The sequence below is a fragment of the Brenneria goodwinii genome (genome assembly GCF_002291445.1).
GTDB lineage: Bacteria > Pseudomonadota > Gammaproteobacteria > Enterobacterales > Enterobacteriaceae > Brenneria > Brenneria goodwinii.
In genome coordinates, this window is record NZ_CP014137.1 from 3,308,763 (window position 1) to 3,324,341 (window position 15,579).

The 15,579-nt window shown below is 52.3% G+C and carries 14 protein-coding genes and 3 pseudogenes; 12 read left to right on the forward strand and 5 right to left on the reverse strand.

Annotation, left to right across the window (positions count from 1 at the left end; all coding sequences use genetic code 11):
* Positions 1–164 precede the first annotated feature (164 nt).
* Both ACN28R_RS14690 and ACN28R_RS14695 read left to right on the forward strand, forming a co-directional pair.
* Complete coding sequence (locus tag ACN28R_RS14690; RefSeq protein WP_048636108.1) at positions 165–2,129, forward strand: ATP-binding protein; 1,965 nt, start codon at positions 165–167, stop codon at positions 2,127–2,129.
* On the forward strand, positions 2,119–3,507 hold the full coding sequence (locus ACN28R_RS14695) for a sigma-54-dependent transcriptional regulator (protein ID WP_095834790.1): 1,389 nt from the start codon (positions 2,119–2,121) through the stop codon (positions 3,505–3,507). Before ACN28R_RS14690 ends, ACN28R_RS14695 begins: the two co-directional genes overlap by 11 nt.
* 169 nt (positions 3,508–3,676) lie before the next feature.
* On the opposite strand, the gene ACN28R_RS14700 is transcribed toward ACN28R_RS14695, so the two are convergent.
* Together ACN28R_RS14700 and ACN28R_RS14705 are read right to left on the reverse strand one after the other, a co-directional pair.
* A complete protein-coding gene (locus ACN28R_RS14700) occupies positions 3,677–4,156 on the reverse strand; it encodes a GNAT family N-acetyltransferase (protein ID WP_095834791.1) in 480 nt (159 codons plus the stop codon).
* The gene (locus ACN28R_RS14705) at positions 4,147–4,419 is read right to left on the reverse strand and encodes a type II toxin-antitoxin system TacA family antitoxin (RefSeq protein ID WP_095834792.1); all 273 of its coding nucleotides are present in this window, start codon (positions 4,417–4,419) and stop codon (positions 4,147–4,149) included. Before ACN28R_RS14705 ends, ACN28R_RS14700 begins: the two co-directional genes overlap by 10 nt.
* Positions 4,420–4,997: 578 nt before the next feature.
* Between ACN28R_RS14705 and ACN28R_RS14710 the strand changes: the two are divergent.
* The 9 genes and pseudogenes from ACN28R_RS14710 to ACN28R_RS14750 form a co-directional block, all read left to right on the forward strand.
* A pseudogene (locus tag ACN28R_RS14710) lies at positions 4,998–5,125 on the forward strand (transposase); the annotation flags it as partial.
* A gap of 275 nt (positions 5,126–5,400) precedes the next feature.
* Entirely contained in the window at positions 5,401–6,246 is an 846-nt protein-coding gene (locus tag ACN28R_RS14715) for a class I SAM-dependent methyltransferase (RefSeq protein ID WP_095834793.1), read from the forward strand.
* Between the two features lie 380 nt (positions 6,247–6,626).
* Positions 6,627–6,914, forward strand: a pseudogene (locus ACN28R_RS14720) (SDR family NAD(P)-dependent oxidoreductase); the annotation flags it as partial.
* A 15-nt stretch (positions 6,915–6,929) separates the two neighbouring features.
* Positions 6,930–7,326, forward strand: a pseudogene (locus ACN28R_RS14725) (VOC family protein).
* Between the two features lie 3 nt (positions 7,327–7,329).
* Complete coding sequence (locus tag ACN28R_RS14730; protein ID WP_095834794.1) at positions 7,330–7,698, forward strand: saccharopine dehydrogenase NADP-binding domain-containing protein; 369 nt, start codon at positions 7,330–7,332, stop codon at positions 7,696–7,698.
* Between the two features lie 460 nt (positions 7,699–8,158).
* Positions 8,159–9,424, forward strand: coding sequence for a cytosine permease (gene codB / locus ACN28R_RS14735; RefSeq protein ID WP_095834796.1), 1,266 nt, complete (start codon positions 8,159–8,161; stop codon positions 9,422–9,424).
* Between the two features lie 27 nt (positions 9,425–9,451).
* Positions 9,452–10,657, forward strand: coding sequence for a PucR family transcriptional regulator (locus tag ACN28R_RS14740; RefSeq protein WP_048636125.1), 1,206 nt, complete (start codon positions 9,452–9,454; stop codon positions 10,655–10,657).
* A 46-nt stretch (positions 10,658–10,703) separates the two neighbouring features.
* Complete coding sequence (codA, locus tag ACN28R_RS14745) at positions 10,704–11,957, forward strand: cytosine deaminase (protein WP_095834797.1); 1,254 nt, start codon at positions 10,704–10,706, stop codon at positions 11,955–11,957.
* An 87-nt stretch (positions 11,958–12,044) separates the two neighbouring features.
* On the forward strand, positions 12,045–12,671 hold the full coding sequence (locus ACN28R_RS14750; RefSeq protein WP_095834798.1) for a LysE family translocator: 627 nt from the start codon (positions 12,045–12,047) through the stop codon (positions 12,669–12,671).
* A gap of 134 nt (positions 12,672–12,805) precedes the next feature.
* Here the strand turns inward: ACN28R_RS14750 and ACN28R_RS14755 are convergent, their stop codons facing one another.
* Positions 12,806–13,288 (reverse strand): GNAT family N-acetyltransferase, encoded by a 483-nt coding sequence (locus tag ACN28R_RS14755; RefSeq protein WP_095834799.1) that lies wholly within the window; start codon positions 13,286–13,288, stop codon positions 12,806–12,808.
* Between the two features lie 88 nt (positions 13,289–13,376).
* Here ACN28R_RS14755 and ACN28R_RS14760 point away from each other — a divergent pair, with 88 nt between their 5' ends.
* Positions 13,377–14,297 (forward strand): LysR family transcriptional regulator, encoded by a 921-nt coding sequence (locus ACN28R_RS14760; RefSeq protein WP_048636129.1) that lies wholly within the window; start codon positions 13,377–13,379, stop codon positions 14,295–14,297.
* 12 nt (positions 14,298–14,309) lie between these two features.
* On the opposite strand, the gene ACN28R_RS14765 is transcribed toward ACN28R_RS14760, so the two are convergent.
* Together ACN28R_RS14765 and ACN28R_RS14770 are read right to left on the reverse strand one after the other, a co-directional pair.
* Positions 14,310–14,954: a metallophosphoesterase gene (locus tag ACN28R_RS14765; protein ID WP_095834800.1), complete on the reverse strand. Its 645-nt coding sequence runs from the start codon at positions 14,952–14,954 to the stop codon at positions 14,310–14,312.
* A 178-nt stretch (positions 14,955–15,132) separates the two neighbouring features.
* A complete protein-coding gene (locus ACN28R_RS14770) occupies positions 15,133–15,447 on the reverse strand; it encodes a hypothetical protein (protein ID WP_053085503.1) in 315 nt (104 codons plus the stop codon).
* Between the last annotated feature and the right edge of the window lie 132 nt (positions 15,448–15,579).

Below are 15,579 nucleotides of genomic sequence, written 5' to 3' on the forward strand. Positions count from 1 at the left end.
AGAATTAGCCGAGCAAATTAAATGTGAAATCACTAGCAGAAAATAAGCAACAGGCTGCCATTGTGGACTGACTGCGCTTATGGTTAAACCCAATCCCAAAAGGCCCGGATCTCTGATTTAGCCTGGCACCGATTTTGGGAAGATATTAAGAAGGTGTGTATTCAGTGAGCTATTGGCAGTATTTACGGGGAATGATATTGGCGCTGAGTCTGATCTCGACTCAAGGATTGGCGCAGCAGGATCTAACGTTCAATGTCCATAGCAATACCCCGCCCTTTGAGTGGCAAAATGAGGCCGGTGAAGAGACAGGCTTCAATATTGAATTAGCCCGTCAAATTGCCCAAAAATTGCAATACGATTTAATCATCAACCGGCAAACCCTAGAGCAAACCCTGTATTCCGTGACCCAAAAGACGCGCCAATTAGCCGTGATTGATTTGCCTGCGGGAGAGACGTTCGCTCTCAGTACCGCGCTACCGTTGCTGCCGTTATTGCCCACCTATATCAGCGCCTATAATCGGCGCACCGAAGGCCAGGCGGACTCTTGGGCGGCGCTGCGTAAAAAGCGCGTGGCCATTAAACAAGCCTCCTCGGTGGATATGTATCTTAAGGCCAATCCGCAGGATTTTATCCTCGTGCCCGTGGTCACCAATGAGCAGGGATTTGAGCTATTATCAGCCGGTGAAGTGGACTTTGTGCTGGCCGAATTCTACTGTGCCCGCCGCCTGTTGCAACTGTTCCCGATGACCAAAACGGCGAGTAATCCATTATTTTTTAGTCAGTTTTATTTGGTTATGTCCGATAAGGATCCTGCTTTTTCCAAAGCCGTGAGTGACGTTCTGGAGCAGAATTACCACGGCGGTTATTTCGATGACCTGATTGATAAATGGGTCGGATTCGGCAAGGAAAAAATCGAACTGGGACAAGTGCGTAACAATTTGTTTCAAGGCGCGTTATTAGCCGCCATCGTCTCCAGCATTGGCATGTTGATCACCCTCTATATCAGCCTGGTGCTCAGGCAAAAAACCAAATCGCTTAAACGGGAACTCAGCCAACGGCAAAAAGCCGAGGCGGAAATTAGCCGAGTATCGGCCCAATTCCACTCGGTATTAGATGGCCTGCCCTGCGGCGTTATCCTCCTGGATCAACACCAGCAGATAATTTGGCAAAACGGTAAATATCAACGGATGTTAGAGCCAGAGAGGCTCAAACAGGCGTATCCAAAGGTGGCGCTAACGCAGCTTATCCAGTCAGGATTTAACGGTGAAGATTCGCAATTAATAGAGTTTTCCCTCGACAATAAACGCTGGAAACTTAACTTGTATCTGATCTCAAGTAATATGCTCGCCTTATTTATCGAAGACTACACCGAACCATTTGAATTAAAACAGGCGAGCGAGTTGTCCAGCCGCCTCGCTTCCCTTGGGGAGTTGACCACCGGCATAGCCCATGAAATTAATAATCCCGTAGGACTTATCAATCAATCTATGAGTCTGATGCAGGATATTATCGACGATCTGCAACGTGCGCTGCCGTTGGCGGACACGCAACCGCGGGCGCTGCAACAGGGGTTTGAGGAGCTTAATTATACCAGCCAATCGGTGCAGGAATCGGCCGAGCGCATCGGCTGTATTATTCACGATCTCAAGCACTTCTCCCGCTACGGCCTCAACAATGTTAAGCCTGTCGAGCTAAACCACATTGTTGAAACCGCGCTGCGATTAACCCATAACAGTGTCAAACGTTTGCAGTTGCAGCTCTCACTCCATCCTAAACTTCCCGCTATTAAGGGGGACGAACTGCAACTCCAGCTGGTGCTTATCAATCTGATCCAAAATGCCTGTCTGGCGATGGACAAAACCAATCCGCTGCTGACGATTGAAACCGGGGTCGAAGAGGGCCAGGTATACCTTAAGGTCATCGATAATGGTTGCGGTATGCAGCCTCACATACAGGCACGTATTCGCGAACCCTTCTTCACCACCCGCCGCGAGCAAGGCGGCACCGGACTTGGGCTCTCGACCACCAATAAAATTCTTGTTGAACACGGAGCCCAATGGCTTATCCATTCGCAGCCCAATATCGGCACCGAAATGAAGATCCTGTTAGGAATGAGCAATGAAACTTAGCCGCAATATTCTCGTCGTCGATGATGAAACCCGCTGGCTACGCACCATCGATATGTTGCTCAATCGGCATATTCCAGAGGCCAAGACCTACACCTGCGAAAACAGCCGTCAGGCTCTGCAGTTGATCAACGACTTGGATATCGCGCTAGTGTTACTCGATCTCAACATGCCAGCCCTCGACGGTCGGCAATTGCTTGGGGATATTCGCGAGCACGCCCCCTATGTTCGAGTGATCATATTGACGGGACTCGATGAAACCGCAATCGCGGTAGAGTGTATGAAGCAAGGCGCCTACGATTTTATTACCAAAACCAGTTCGACCGACCACTTGCTGCTATGTGTCCGACGCGCCATGGAGATGATCGGGCTAGAACGGCGTTACCATCAAATTAAAGAGGGTTTCTTTAACCGCATGAACCTGAGAGCATTCGATCAAATCCTTACCACAGACATCAAAATGCACGACTGCTTCAACTTCGCCGCCACTCTGCACGATAGCCGCGAGCCCATTTTAATCGAAGGGGAAATCGGCACGGGTAAGCACCTGTTTGCTGAGGCGCTGCAACAACTGGTTTGCCCGGAATTGCCATTGTTAGCGCTGTCACTGGCCGATGTATCCCCGCAGATATTGGAGCAAAAACTGTTTGGGATTGCCAATCAAGCGGGCTTACTCGATATGGCGGGCTCAGGCTTTTTGCTGCTCGATAATTTAGCGTTGTCGGGCGCGGAAACCCAAAGAATGCTCACTCAACTGTGCCAGCGCAAACGCTATTTTCCACAGGGTTCATTGCGGGAAACCGCCCTTAAGTGCCGATTACTGTTTAGCTCGACGGTGCCGCTGGAACAACTCGAACAAAAGGCTTTTTCCCACGGATTGCTCTACTGCTTGCAACCACAACGGATCAAACTGCCGCCGCTTAGGGAACGAGCCGCCGATATCGGCCTGTTATTACAACATTTTAATGAGATGGCCTGCCAAGAGCTGGGCCGGGATTACCTCGCCCTGCCCCATGATCTAGCAAGCCGATTAGAGGGGTACGCCTTCCCCGGGAATATTGCCGAATTAAAGTCGTTAACCTTTACCGCAGTTGGGATCAGTAACGGCCAAGAACTGGCCCTCGCGCCTTTTTTTAAGGTGCTGGAACAGACCCAACAGATGCCCCAAAGTGAACGGATTGCCTTTCCGGCGAGCTTGCCCACCATTAGAGAAATCACGCAGCAACTGATCCATGAGGCGCTCATTCGCACCAATAACAACCAGAGCGCCGCCGCCAAACTGCTCGGGATCACCCAAAGCGCCCTGAGTCGTCGTTTAGGCAACACTCACATCAGCGGAAAAACAGCCGCCCCAAAACAAAAAGCCAGTGATAACACGTAATACCGATCGGTTTAGATACTTGACCGTTGTAGAGTAGTCTATCTAACTGAGCTTCTAATGATGTTTCACGTGATGCTGTGACCTGCCCCCACGAAGTGTGAGTCGGCGAAGTAGACGCCAGCAACGATACAACCGGCTCCGGTCAGTTTTTTACTATTGAAACATAGAGTTACCAGAGCGGTAGAAGCAACGTGCTAGGCTGGATTTCCGAGGGCGTAAAGCCCCAGTGCAGATAAAAAGCCTTTGCCTCCTCAGACAGCGCATGAACTAATAGCGCTTTCGTTCCCACCTGTTCAGCAACCAGCTGAGAACGTAAGACCGCATCTTTCAACAGCCGCGCACCAATCCCCCGACGGTGATAGCGTTCATCCACCGCCAGACGCCCCAATACTAATACGGGAAGCGGATCAGGCATGTTACGCCGTAAAGCACCCGATACAGATTGACGCTGTACGCTTCCCGTTGCCAGCGCGTAAAAGCCAACAACCTGATTTCCACCCGATTCACACACAACAAAGATTCGTGATGCACTAATGGTTTGATTCTTGAATGCTTTACGCTTCAGCCATTCGTCCAGTGTTGGCTCTGAACTTCGGAAATCAACAACGGCATGCTGAGGTAATAATAATTCAGGTGCCGTTATTCCCACGGTGATTTCCTGTCTAATAACGCCTGTAACCGCTCATTCGTTGCGACGGGTTTTTCTAATGCAGTAATAAACGCATCAAATTGTGATTTATCAACCAGAAACAAGCGTTGATCCAATAGCACCTTTTCCGCCTCACGACATGCCGCTTCAAGGATAAAATCAGTACATGATTTTGAAAGCAGCTTCGCGGCAACATCTATCAGTTCCCGCTGTGATGATTTCGCCCGAATGTTGATTGGTGTCTCTTTCGCTTCTGTTCTCATAACAGCCCCCTGTATAGCGAATAGCTATACATACCCTAAATCTCGCTATAGGGTGATGATTAACTTACCACCCATTAATATATTGATTATTAAAATAAAACCGTCTGGTGAAGAGGGTGAACAGTTTTTCATAAAATCTTTTTATTGCATCATTCCAAATTAAGCGAACAATAAATATACACAAAGGGCATGGCTCGGGGACTTGCTGACAAAATGATCGATTACCATCATATAACAGCGTTGCTCTTATTCGTAGGCTCACGTTTAGGCCTACAAATAAAGTCTGAATTCGAAATTATAAATTATTTATCATAAGGTTATGATGAAAATTCAGACTCCCCCAGCGCATGGCACAAGCCCCGCGGGCTTTTTTACGTCTGCTGGATGCTGTGCAATATTGTGATTTCTCCTTTAGCGCGTCGAACTATATGCTCTGGTTTTCTCAGGCAGGGAAAGGACTTGTCATGTTTGCCGTTGCAGTGGCGGTTTATGAAGTAATGAATGTGTAGTCTCCCCTGAATTTAATCTTACCGCTTAATGGTGTTCTCTGGTTAAAACACAACCAAACGAGGTTCATCATGAAGAAAGCGAGTTTCACTGAAACTCAGATCCTGCGGGTTCTAAAGAAGTTGAAGGTGGTCGACATGTAAAGGATGTGTGCCGAGAAAACGGTGTGTCGGAATCCAGCTATTACAACTGGAAAACGGCCGCAGATCCTTATTGATGGTGGCACTTAAGACCGGAGGGTCTACAATTACAATAAAGGGTTCAATGTTGCTGCATCCGGCCTTGCGGCCTTTTTCATTTCTCTGCCTGATGCGCCATTATCGACAGTAGCCTGTCGTCATCGGTGATGGTGGATACCCACGGTTAACTCAAATAGTAGAGAAAGAAATAATTACATCAGTGACGACTTAATAATAGGCAAAATACTTTAATTTGAAATGTAATTTTGGAATTCATTAATAGGACGTAGTTTTTATGAAACTTGATATTGAATGTAACCAAACCAGCTACAAAGTGATGATTCAACGAGCTGTCCATGAAATTATTGACAAGCCGGTCGTCATGAATGACAAATATACTATGAAATTATTGGAATGTATTAACGATGGAGTAGCCTCGTTGAAGGAAGCCACGGAAAATGATGACATAATGTCAAGAATATTGCGAGGAAGTTTAATCTCAAGAAGCATGTATTCTATGAATTTAATTAAAAAAAACAGGGATAGAGTAAGGCAAATCATTTTCCTTGGGGGAGGATTAGACACTATTTCATTTTCCTTGAGCGATGAACACAAAGACCTGACTTTCTTTGAAGTTGATTGTGGTGAGGATGCATTAAAAAAGAAATTAATTTTAGACAAAGAAAATAAAAAGCCTATAAAAATAATTAATCACGACATAGAGAGCAATGATCTATTTAATCATTTAGAAATGGCTGGTGTTGATTTTTCTGAGCCGGTTGGCATCATTATGCTTGGCGTTTCAATATATTTACAAGAAAATAATTTTTATACGCTTTTGAAGAAAATAAAAAAAATCGCTGCCAACGGCAGCTATATGGCGTTTGATTATTATATTCCAATAGATAGGATACCCGCTAAATATAGAGAAATCCTCACCTCTAGATTTGAATTATTAAATAACCTAGGTGAGCCTATTGTTTTTACAGCTGATACGATTGACATGGTTGAAAGAATAAAAGAACTAGGATTTTCTAAAATAGAAAACGTCAGTGCTGACGAATTAAACAGCACATATCTGTTAAATCACAGTAATATAAAAGTCGAGGGATACTTTAATATCATTAGCTTTTCAATTTAGACCCCATTCCATGAGAGCCTGCTGGGACATTTATAGATTAGCTGGACCAGATCCGCCACGCCGAGATCATCCTGCAACGTCAGCCCGCAGAGGTGGTTACCCGGCCGGCGATCTTCTCTGAATAAGAGAAAAATACGGCCGATCGTCGCAACGCATCATCGCGTTGGACAAGCTCATTATCTATCCGAATATACGCCGATTGATATCTGCAACCCATACCGTGATTTTGAACCTCAGGAGCACCCATGAGTTTTAGTCTTTGGCTCGCTTATACCGGTATTATCAGCGCATGAATCGCGATACCGGGCCCGTCGGCTTTGCTTTGCATGTTCCACGGACTGCGCTACGGGCATACCCGCGCCACCGCGACCGTGCTGGGCGGCACCATTGCGACCTTCAAGGGCGGGCTTGAAGTATTGACTCGCTATATGGCGAAAGAGTTCGGGGAGCGAGGTATCCGAGTCAACGCCGTGTCGCCAGGCCCGATTCGCACTGAACTTGGCGGCGGTTTAAATGCCGAATTCGAAAATTTGCTCGCTTCGCAGACGGCTCTTGGACGGGTCGGCGAACCCGAAGAAGTCGCTGGTGTCATTGCTTCACTGCTCACCGCCGACGGCGGCTGGATTAATGCCCAGACAATTGAAGTTTCGGGCGGCTACATCATCTGAAATCAGGAGAGAACCATGCTGGATCATCTATTTCTTTCGGTAAGCAATACTGACCGCTCCATCCGCCTTTTATGAAAGAGTACTCCCCATTCTTGGGATCACCAGCCGCCATGACTATGACGGCAAAGACGGTCCTGCGGGCCATCCCGATCTGAAAGGCTTTGGCGCGAACGGTCGGATATTCTTCTGGCTCAGGCAAGGAACGGTTTCAGCCGATGCCGTGCACGTAGGTTTCGTTGCCGAATCGGAAGAGAGGGTTAACCAGGCCCATGCCGAAGCCCTGGCGGCTGGCGCGACAGAAATTCATCCACCAGGCGCGCAATTTCATTATGACCCACGCTACTACGCGGCGCAGGTCAGGGATCCCGACGGCTATAGCCTGGAATTTGTCTACAAGAGCTGGCAGCACTGAACCATGAAAAAATTAATGATTTATGGCGCGACTGGCTATACCGGTCGCATGATCGTCACCCAGGCGATGATCTTAGGAGTGCCGCTGATACTCGCCGGGCGCAACGATGCAAAACTGGCCGCACTGGCCTCAGAGCTGAATCTGCCTTACCGTTCCTTTTCTCTGAGTGAGTCAGCCAGTATTGATGAGGCGCTTGCCGATGTGGCGATACTTCTAAACTGCGTGGGCCCTTTTATGCGCACAGCCGATACGCTGATGAAGGTAGCGATCCGGAAAAAAATACATTATCTCGACATCGCCGCTGAACTTGACAGCTACAGGCTGGCTGAAAGCCTCGACAGAGACGCCCGCGCTGCTGGCGTGATGCTGTAGGCTCTTACTTAGAATCTAGCGATGAAGGCTGAATTGATATGCATTTTATCATGCGGTTATGTTTGATATGTCGGCATTCTCTGCATATCAAAAACGCGCGCCTTAATGATTTTCGGCGGAACCGCGCATCATCATAGTGCACAGCGCCGGGTAGTCTGCCCTGCGGGCGACAATCCGCCGTCGTTGCCGGGAAAACGGCGCAGACAGGCAGATCATATCCGCGCCCGAAATATGTGCATATTGCACAATCCCACCCCGTTCAATCGGCGGCGCTACGCACAATAATGCAGAATACTTCCGCAAACGGCGGCCCAACGCGGCTGTCTGGTACGCCGTTTGCTTTCTCTGGCCAGGCTGCCCGATCCGTACCGGCGTTAATGGGGGGATCGCGTTCGCCGATAACGGCCGGTCCGGCGCAACCGCAGGCGGCCCTAAGACACCGTTTCCACAGGAGATCCCCATGCGCAATGAAGTTCCAACGGACTACCCGCTTTCGGCGGTTCCCCTTTCCGCACGCAAAGGGCTGCTGTCCACCTCGCTGGTGCTGGTCAGTTTTACCCTGTTTACCGCCACGATGTTCGCCGGAGGAAAGCTGGCCAGCGGTTTTACCTTCCGTGAATTGCTCTGGGTGGTGCTGATCGGCAACCTGTTGCTCGGCGCCTACTCCGCCATCCTGGCCTATATCGCCTACCGCAGCGGTCTTAACACTCTGCTGATGGGGCGCTTCTGTTTCGGCGAATGGGGCTGCAAACTGGCGGACTCGCTCCTCGGGTTCACCCAGATCGGCTGGTATTCCTGGGGCGTGGCCACCATCGCCATCGTGCTGATCAAAATCCTCGGTCTGCCGCCGAGTTGGGAAATTCCGCTGATGATGGTGTTCGGCTTCGCCTTCTGCGTCACCGCCTATATCGGCTACCACGGCCTTGAATGGTTATCGCGCTTCGCCGTGCCGGCCATGTTGATCTTCATTGTCATCAGCTTTATCAAGAGCGGTGAGGATATGGGGTCATGGAGCCAATTGGCATCAATGACGCCCAGCGACCCAATGTCTCTGGCGACCGGCATCACCGTGGTGTTCGGCACCTTCGTCAGCGGCGGCACCCAGTCCACCAACTGGAGCCGATTCGCCAAATCCGGGCCGGTTGCGATATGGTCCACGCTGCTGGCGTTCTTTATCGGCAACGGTCTGATGGTCTTCACCGGCGCCTTCGGCGCGCTGGTCTACCAGCAGGCCGATATCGTCGATGTGATGCTGGCCCAGGGTCTGGTTACCCTGGCGGTGCTAATGCTGATCGTCAATATCTGGACCACCCAGGACAACACCATCTACAACTTCGCCGTGGCGGGATGCAACCTGCTACGCACGCCCAATCGCAAATGGATGACCCTGGCGGGCGCCGCCATCGGAACGCTGCTTGCCATCGGCGGCATGTATGACATGCTGATCCCTTATCTGATCCTGCTCGGCACCTTTATTCCGCCCATCGGCGGCGTGATCATGGCGGATTTCTGGCTACGCTATAAAGGTCAGTACCCGAGCCTGGAAACCACCGCCCTACCCGCGTTCAACGTTCGGGGGCTGGCAGCCTACGCCATCGCCTCGGCAGTGGCCTATGTTTCGCCCTGGATTGCCCCGCTGGTCGGCATTCTGGTCGCCGTGGCGGTCTATGGCGTGCTGATTCGTCTGACCACGGGCGCCGCCGTTTCTACCGAAACCTCATCCTAAGCCGCGTTAGTCTGACAAGGATCCTCCATGCCGATCACCTGTGCCGACATCCCCCACCTGCCCGGACTGGAAAGCATCCGTTTCCGGGCGGGTTTTCAGGGCGCCAACCGGGTAGTTCGCTGGCCCTATGTCGCGGAGAACGACACCATCCGCCCCTGGGTGGAAGGCGGCGAGCTGGTGTTTATCACCGGTATCAACCACCAGCGCGATAGCGCCAACCTCTGCCAACTGATTGAGGAAGGCCGTTCCCGCCAGGTGGCAGGCATGGTGATCCTGACCGGGCAACCCTATATTCGCCGTATCCCGGAAGCCGTGATAAGGCTGGCCAACCAGTATGGCTTCGCGCTGCTGGAACAGCCCTACGATTTGAAGATGGTCAGCGTCACCGAAATCATCAGTAACGCCATCGTGCAGGATAATCTGCTCGGCCACTCTCGCCGCCTGTTTCTTGGGCGGATCATCGCCGGCATTGCCGAAGCGCCGGAGTTGATCCATCTGCGCGCCAGAGAGTTGAATATTGAACCCGAACAACCGCTGACCGGCGTCGTGATCCGCCTGACTCAAGGGGGCGATCGCCAGCAATGCGAAAACTGGCAGACGCATCTGGATAGCTATCTGGCCGAACGCCTGTCGCTGCGCGGCAATCCGTTTCCGGTGTTGCGTCAGTTGGATGACTGGCAGTTAATCTGGAGCGCCGCGCCCGATAACGAGGATATCGCCCAATTGTTGTCGCCCCTGCGTCAGGCGCTCCCCGATTTGCCGTTGACGGTCGGCATCGGCGGCGAGTGCAAGGGCCTCAGCAGGCTGGCGGATAGCGTACAACAGGCGCGGGAAGCGGCCACCTTCGCTGAAATCCACCAGCAGTTATTCGAACCGGTGTATTATCGGGAACTGGGCGTCGCCCGCCTGTTCGCCGCCGTCCAGGACAAACGTCTGCTGCGCGATTTTTGCAGTCAGACCCTGGGGCCGCTGTGTTTCAACCGCAGCCGCGAAGCCCAGGATCTCAAGGCGACGCTGGCGAGCTATCTCAACAGCCACGGCCGCCATGTTGAAGCCGCCCGCGCGCTGGGTATTCACCGCAATACCCTTCGATACCGGCTGGCGGCGCTGGAGAAAATGACGGGCCGCGCGCTGCTGGATCCGCTGCACCGGCTCAACCTGCACAACGCCCTGTTGATCGAGCGCATACTGTTGCACACCCATCAGCTCGATCCTCACGAGTCCGATGGCTGACGGCCTTCCGACCCGCAATCTTTCCGTCACGACAAGGAGAATACTAATGAGAATCGTCAACGCCCGCCTGCGCCATCGTCCGGAACTGTTCACGCTGGAAATCCGCGACGGAATATTCACCGCGATCGTGCCGCAAACCGCCATACAGCATGCCGCGGCGGATGAGATCGACGTACAGGGCAACCTCGCCTGCGCGCCTTTCGTCGAACCTCATATTCATCTCGATGCGGCGCTTACGGCCGGGGAGCCCAACTGGAACCAGAGCGGCACCCTGTTCGAAGGCATTGAGCGCTGGGCCGAACGCAAGCCGCTGCTCACGCCCGACGATATTCGCACCCGCGCCCGGAAAACCATTCAACTGCTGATGGAGAACGGCGTGCAGGCGATCCGCACCCATGTCGATACCACCGATCCAACGCTGACGGCAACCAAGGTGCTGTGCGAGCTGCGCGAGGAGTTGAAAGGTCAGGTGGAACTCCAGGTGGTGGCCTTTCCCCAGGAGGGACTTCTCTCTTATCCCAACGGCCTGCGGCTGATGGAAGAAGCGCTGGAAATCGGCGTCGACGTGGTGGGCGGCATCCCGCATTTCGAGTACACCCGGGAGTTGGGCGAGGCTTCCATGAAGCAGGTTATCGCTCTGGCGAAAAAATACGATCGCCTGGTGGATGTGCACTGCGATGAAATCGATGATCCCAATTCGCGTTTTCTGGAAGTGCTGGCGGCCGAGGCGCTATTCAACGACATGGGACACCGCGTCACCGCCAGCCACACCACCGCCATGCACTCCTACGACAACGCCTACTGCTCCAAGCTATTCCGTCTGCTGAAAAAGTCCGGCATCAGCTTCGTCTCCTGCCCTACGGAGAGCATCCACCTGCAAGGACGTTTCGATACCTTCCCCAAACGCCGCGGCGTGACGCGGGTGAAGGAACTGCTGGCGGCTGGGATGAATGTCTGTCTGGCACAGGATTCGATATTCGATCCCTGGTATTCCCTCGGCAATGGTAAGCTGCTGCGGGTGTTGGATGCGGGGCTGCATATCTGCCAGATGATGGGCTATCAGGACATTTCCACGGCGCTGAGCCTGATCACCGACAACAGCGCCAAAGCGCTGGGTATTGATGCGCGTTACGGCATTGAGGTCGGCAAGCCCGCCAATCTGATCGTATTGTCCGGCGAAAACGATTATGAAGCGATCCGCCGTCAAGAGGACGTGCTCTGGTCGATCCGCCACGGCGAGATTATCCTGCAACGCCAGCCCGCAGAGGTGGTTACCCGGCCGGCAATATTTCCTGGGTAAGAAAAGAACACGGACAATAACCACGGTGCAGCATCGCGTTATCTATGCGAATATACGCCGATTGATATCTACACCTCAGGAGCAACCATGAGTTTTAGTCTTTGGCTCGCTTATACCGGTATTATCAGCGCCTTAATCGCGATTCCTGGCCCTTCGGCTTTACTTTGTATGTCCCACGGACTGCGCTACGGGCATACCCGCGCCACCGCGACCGTGCTGGGCGGCGCCATTGCGGCGCTAACGCTGATGGCCTGCTCGGCGCTGGGATTGGGCGCAATTCTGGCGGCCTCGACCACCGCGTTTATCGCTTTAAAAATCGTTGGCGCGATCTACTTAATCTGGCTGGGCATTACATCGTGGCGTTCATCGGCGATGAATCAGACGGAGCAAGGCGCTCAGGATGCGCCGTCGACGGGCTGGTTGTCTCTGTTCCGTAAAGGCTATCTGGTGGGGATCAGCAATCCGAAAGATTTATTATTCTTCGCCGCGCTGTTCCCGCACTTTATTGATACCGCCGCCCCGCACCTTTTGCAGTTCGTGATACTGGCCGCGACCTGGCTGGTGATTGATTGCAGCATGATGTTTATCTATGCCTGCACCGGCCGCCGGCTGTCCGCGCTGTTTGCAAATCCGCGCCGCATAAAACTGTTTAACCGTTCAACCGGCGGCATTTTTATCCTGGCGGGCACAACGCTGGCGGCCTCAACCAAATAATAGCGGCGTAGCTGATAAACCTTCTGGATCCAACCCCACCCCAACCCTCCCCTTCGCAAGGGAGGGAGAAAACCCTATATTTTTAATGCGTTAGCTCCTCACCCTGACAAGGGGGAGGCCGGGTGGGAACGTGATTATTTTGCTGATGCCAGCTGTTTGATGCCGTTTTCATCCAGCCGATAGCGGATCCACTCGTCCTGCGGCAATGCCCCAATGCTTTTATAGAAATCGATCGCCGGCTGATTCCAGTCAAGTACGCTCCATTCCAGGCGGCCGCATTTTCTTTGCCGGGCGATTTCGGCAAGATGTGCGAGCAGCGCTTTACCGGCGCCGCAGTGACGGAATTTCTGCCCGATGTACAAATCTTCCAGATAAATACCGTTTTTCCCCAGCCAGGTGGAATAGCTCGTAAAGAAAACGGCATAACCGGCCGGCTGACCGTCGATACTGCAAATAAGCGCCTCCGCGCCGGCATCCTCGCCAAATAACGATTGTTCAATATCCTGAAGAGAAGCCACCACTTCGTGCCTGGCTTTTTCATAGTCCGCCAGTTCAATAATCAGATCTAAAATAACGCCGGCATCAGGCTTCTGAGCGGGATAAATATCTATTTTCATTTCTTTTCCATGGGTTGTGATGAAGAGGAATGCTTGCCATGCTACTTTATTGTAAATACTGTATGAACTGCATTGTACTCAGGGCTTGATGAATAACATGCATCTTGACTTACGCCGCATCGATCTGAATTTACTGGTTATATTTAACAGTATCTATCAGCACCGCTCCGTTACCGAATCGGCAAAAGCGCTGGCAATGAGCGCCTCGGCCGTCAGCCACGCATTGATTCGGCTACGCAGCACTTTCTCAGATGAGCTATTTTTTCGTGTAGGCAATACGATGCAGCCCACCGTGCTGGCAGATGAAATAGCTGCGCCTATCGCCGGCAGTTTGACGCTGCTGACTCATGGTCTGGCGCGACGTCCTCGTTTTAATCCCGCCAGAAGTACGGAAAGCTTTACGTTTTCCATCACCGATTACACGGCTTTCTCGGTTTTTCCTTCCCTCATGGCGCAGATGGAAAAGCTTGCGCCGAATATTAAATTCAATCTGATCTATTCACCGCAGAAAGTGGCAATTAACGATTTATTAGCGGGCAAAATAGACTTTGCGCTGGGATTCAGCGAAACAACGCCGTTGGAAAATAAGGAAATCGAGGAAATCGACTGGATAGAAGACCACTATGTCGTGATATCTCCGTCTGATTATCTGCCCAACGGCGCCTTAACCCTCAACGATTATCTGCAAGCGCGTCATCTTGTGGTCACGCCCTGGAATGAAGCACGCGGCGTAGTGGATTATTCGCTGGATAAGATCAATAAAAAACGCCACATTGTGCTGAAAACCCCGTCAATGATGAGCGCGCCGTTTATCATCGCCCAATCATCCATGTTGATGACCCTGCCTTATCACGTGGCTATGCTTTTCAGCAAAACCCTTCCGTTGCGTCTCTCTCCGCTTCCTTTTGACGTTCCGTCCTATCGGGTGAAAATTTACAGCCACCGTAGAAACAGCCGTTCGGAAGCCCAACAGTGGATTCAGTCATTACTGCAACGCCTGGCCGCCTGATATTACCGTGGGTCAGCGCAGTTGAATCAGCGTTAGCCGGCCGCCGAACACGGCTCCCGTATCAATGTAGAGTTGGTTGAAAAATATCAGGGGTTTGTAAAGCGGCGTGTGGCCGAAGATAAACAGATAAGCCCCGGAGATGCGGTTTCCCTCACCCGCCATCGCCCGCGTGATACGGTTGCGCCCCCAGACCAGCTCATCCTCATCGACGGCTTGGCCGAAGGCATAGTCGTCGGCGGGGTAGTCGGCATGGGCAATCACATAGCGGCGGCCGCCGATATTCGCCTCAATAACCAGCGGCAGGTCTGCCGTTTGGGCTATGCGGCGGCTCGCCAGCCGTTTATCGGCATCAGCCAGTTTGGCATACCAGGTTCCGCCGTTGCGCGCCCAAAGCCAGCCGTTATCTTCATTCAGCGCTTCCCGCGCCATCTGTTCATGATTGCCGCACACGGCGGTAAACCAGGGCTGATCCAACAGCGACAGGCAGGCCGGGCTATCGGGGCCACGGTCAATCAGATCGCCGACCGAGATCAACAGGTCGGTTTGACGATTGAATTTCCGGGCGGCCAGCACATCCAGCAATGACTGATAGCAACCGTGAATATCGCCGACCACAAATATTTTTTGATAATCCTCTGCGCTGATTCTGCGATACATGGATACCTCGTCTGAAGCGCACTACCGTATTTGGGTTTAACGCTGACGCTGTTTTCAGCATCAATTCCGGCAATCAGGGTATGAGTGGTAACCAATGAATAGCGGCGAAGAGCGGGCTTATAACGTCATTCGCTCGCTTGAAGGGGAAAATCGGCCGACTTCAGGATAGGCGTCATCATCAGGCTCCCCCGGCCCCGCCGCCCGCGCGGGCAAGCTCAGGGAAAAGCCCGCGCAGCGTACCGGCGATGGCCTGCCGATCGTAACCCATCTGTTGCAAGATCAGGGCGATTTGCCGGGCTGAGATATTGTCCTGATACACCGAATGAAGCACATCGGCAATCAAACAGGGTGTGATCACGGTAATGTGGGAAATCTCCGTCGCCGACCCGCCCCATGCCTGCAGGATATGTTCGAAAGCCTGTTCCGGGGTCATGCCCTGTTCCTTTAGCGATGCCAACACGGAAACCAGCTTATCTTTTATTTCATTCGCCATTATTTGGCTCCTGGATTAACGGCGCCTTTCCCGCTGCCGCCAACCGACCATTTACAAAAACCGGACTGCCTGCCCAGCCCCGGCACGCCACAACCCCAGGTTGTGGCAACCACAAATAAAGAGTGTTTTTCC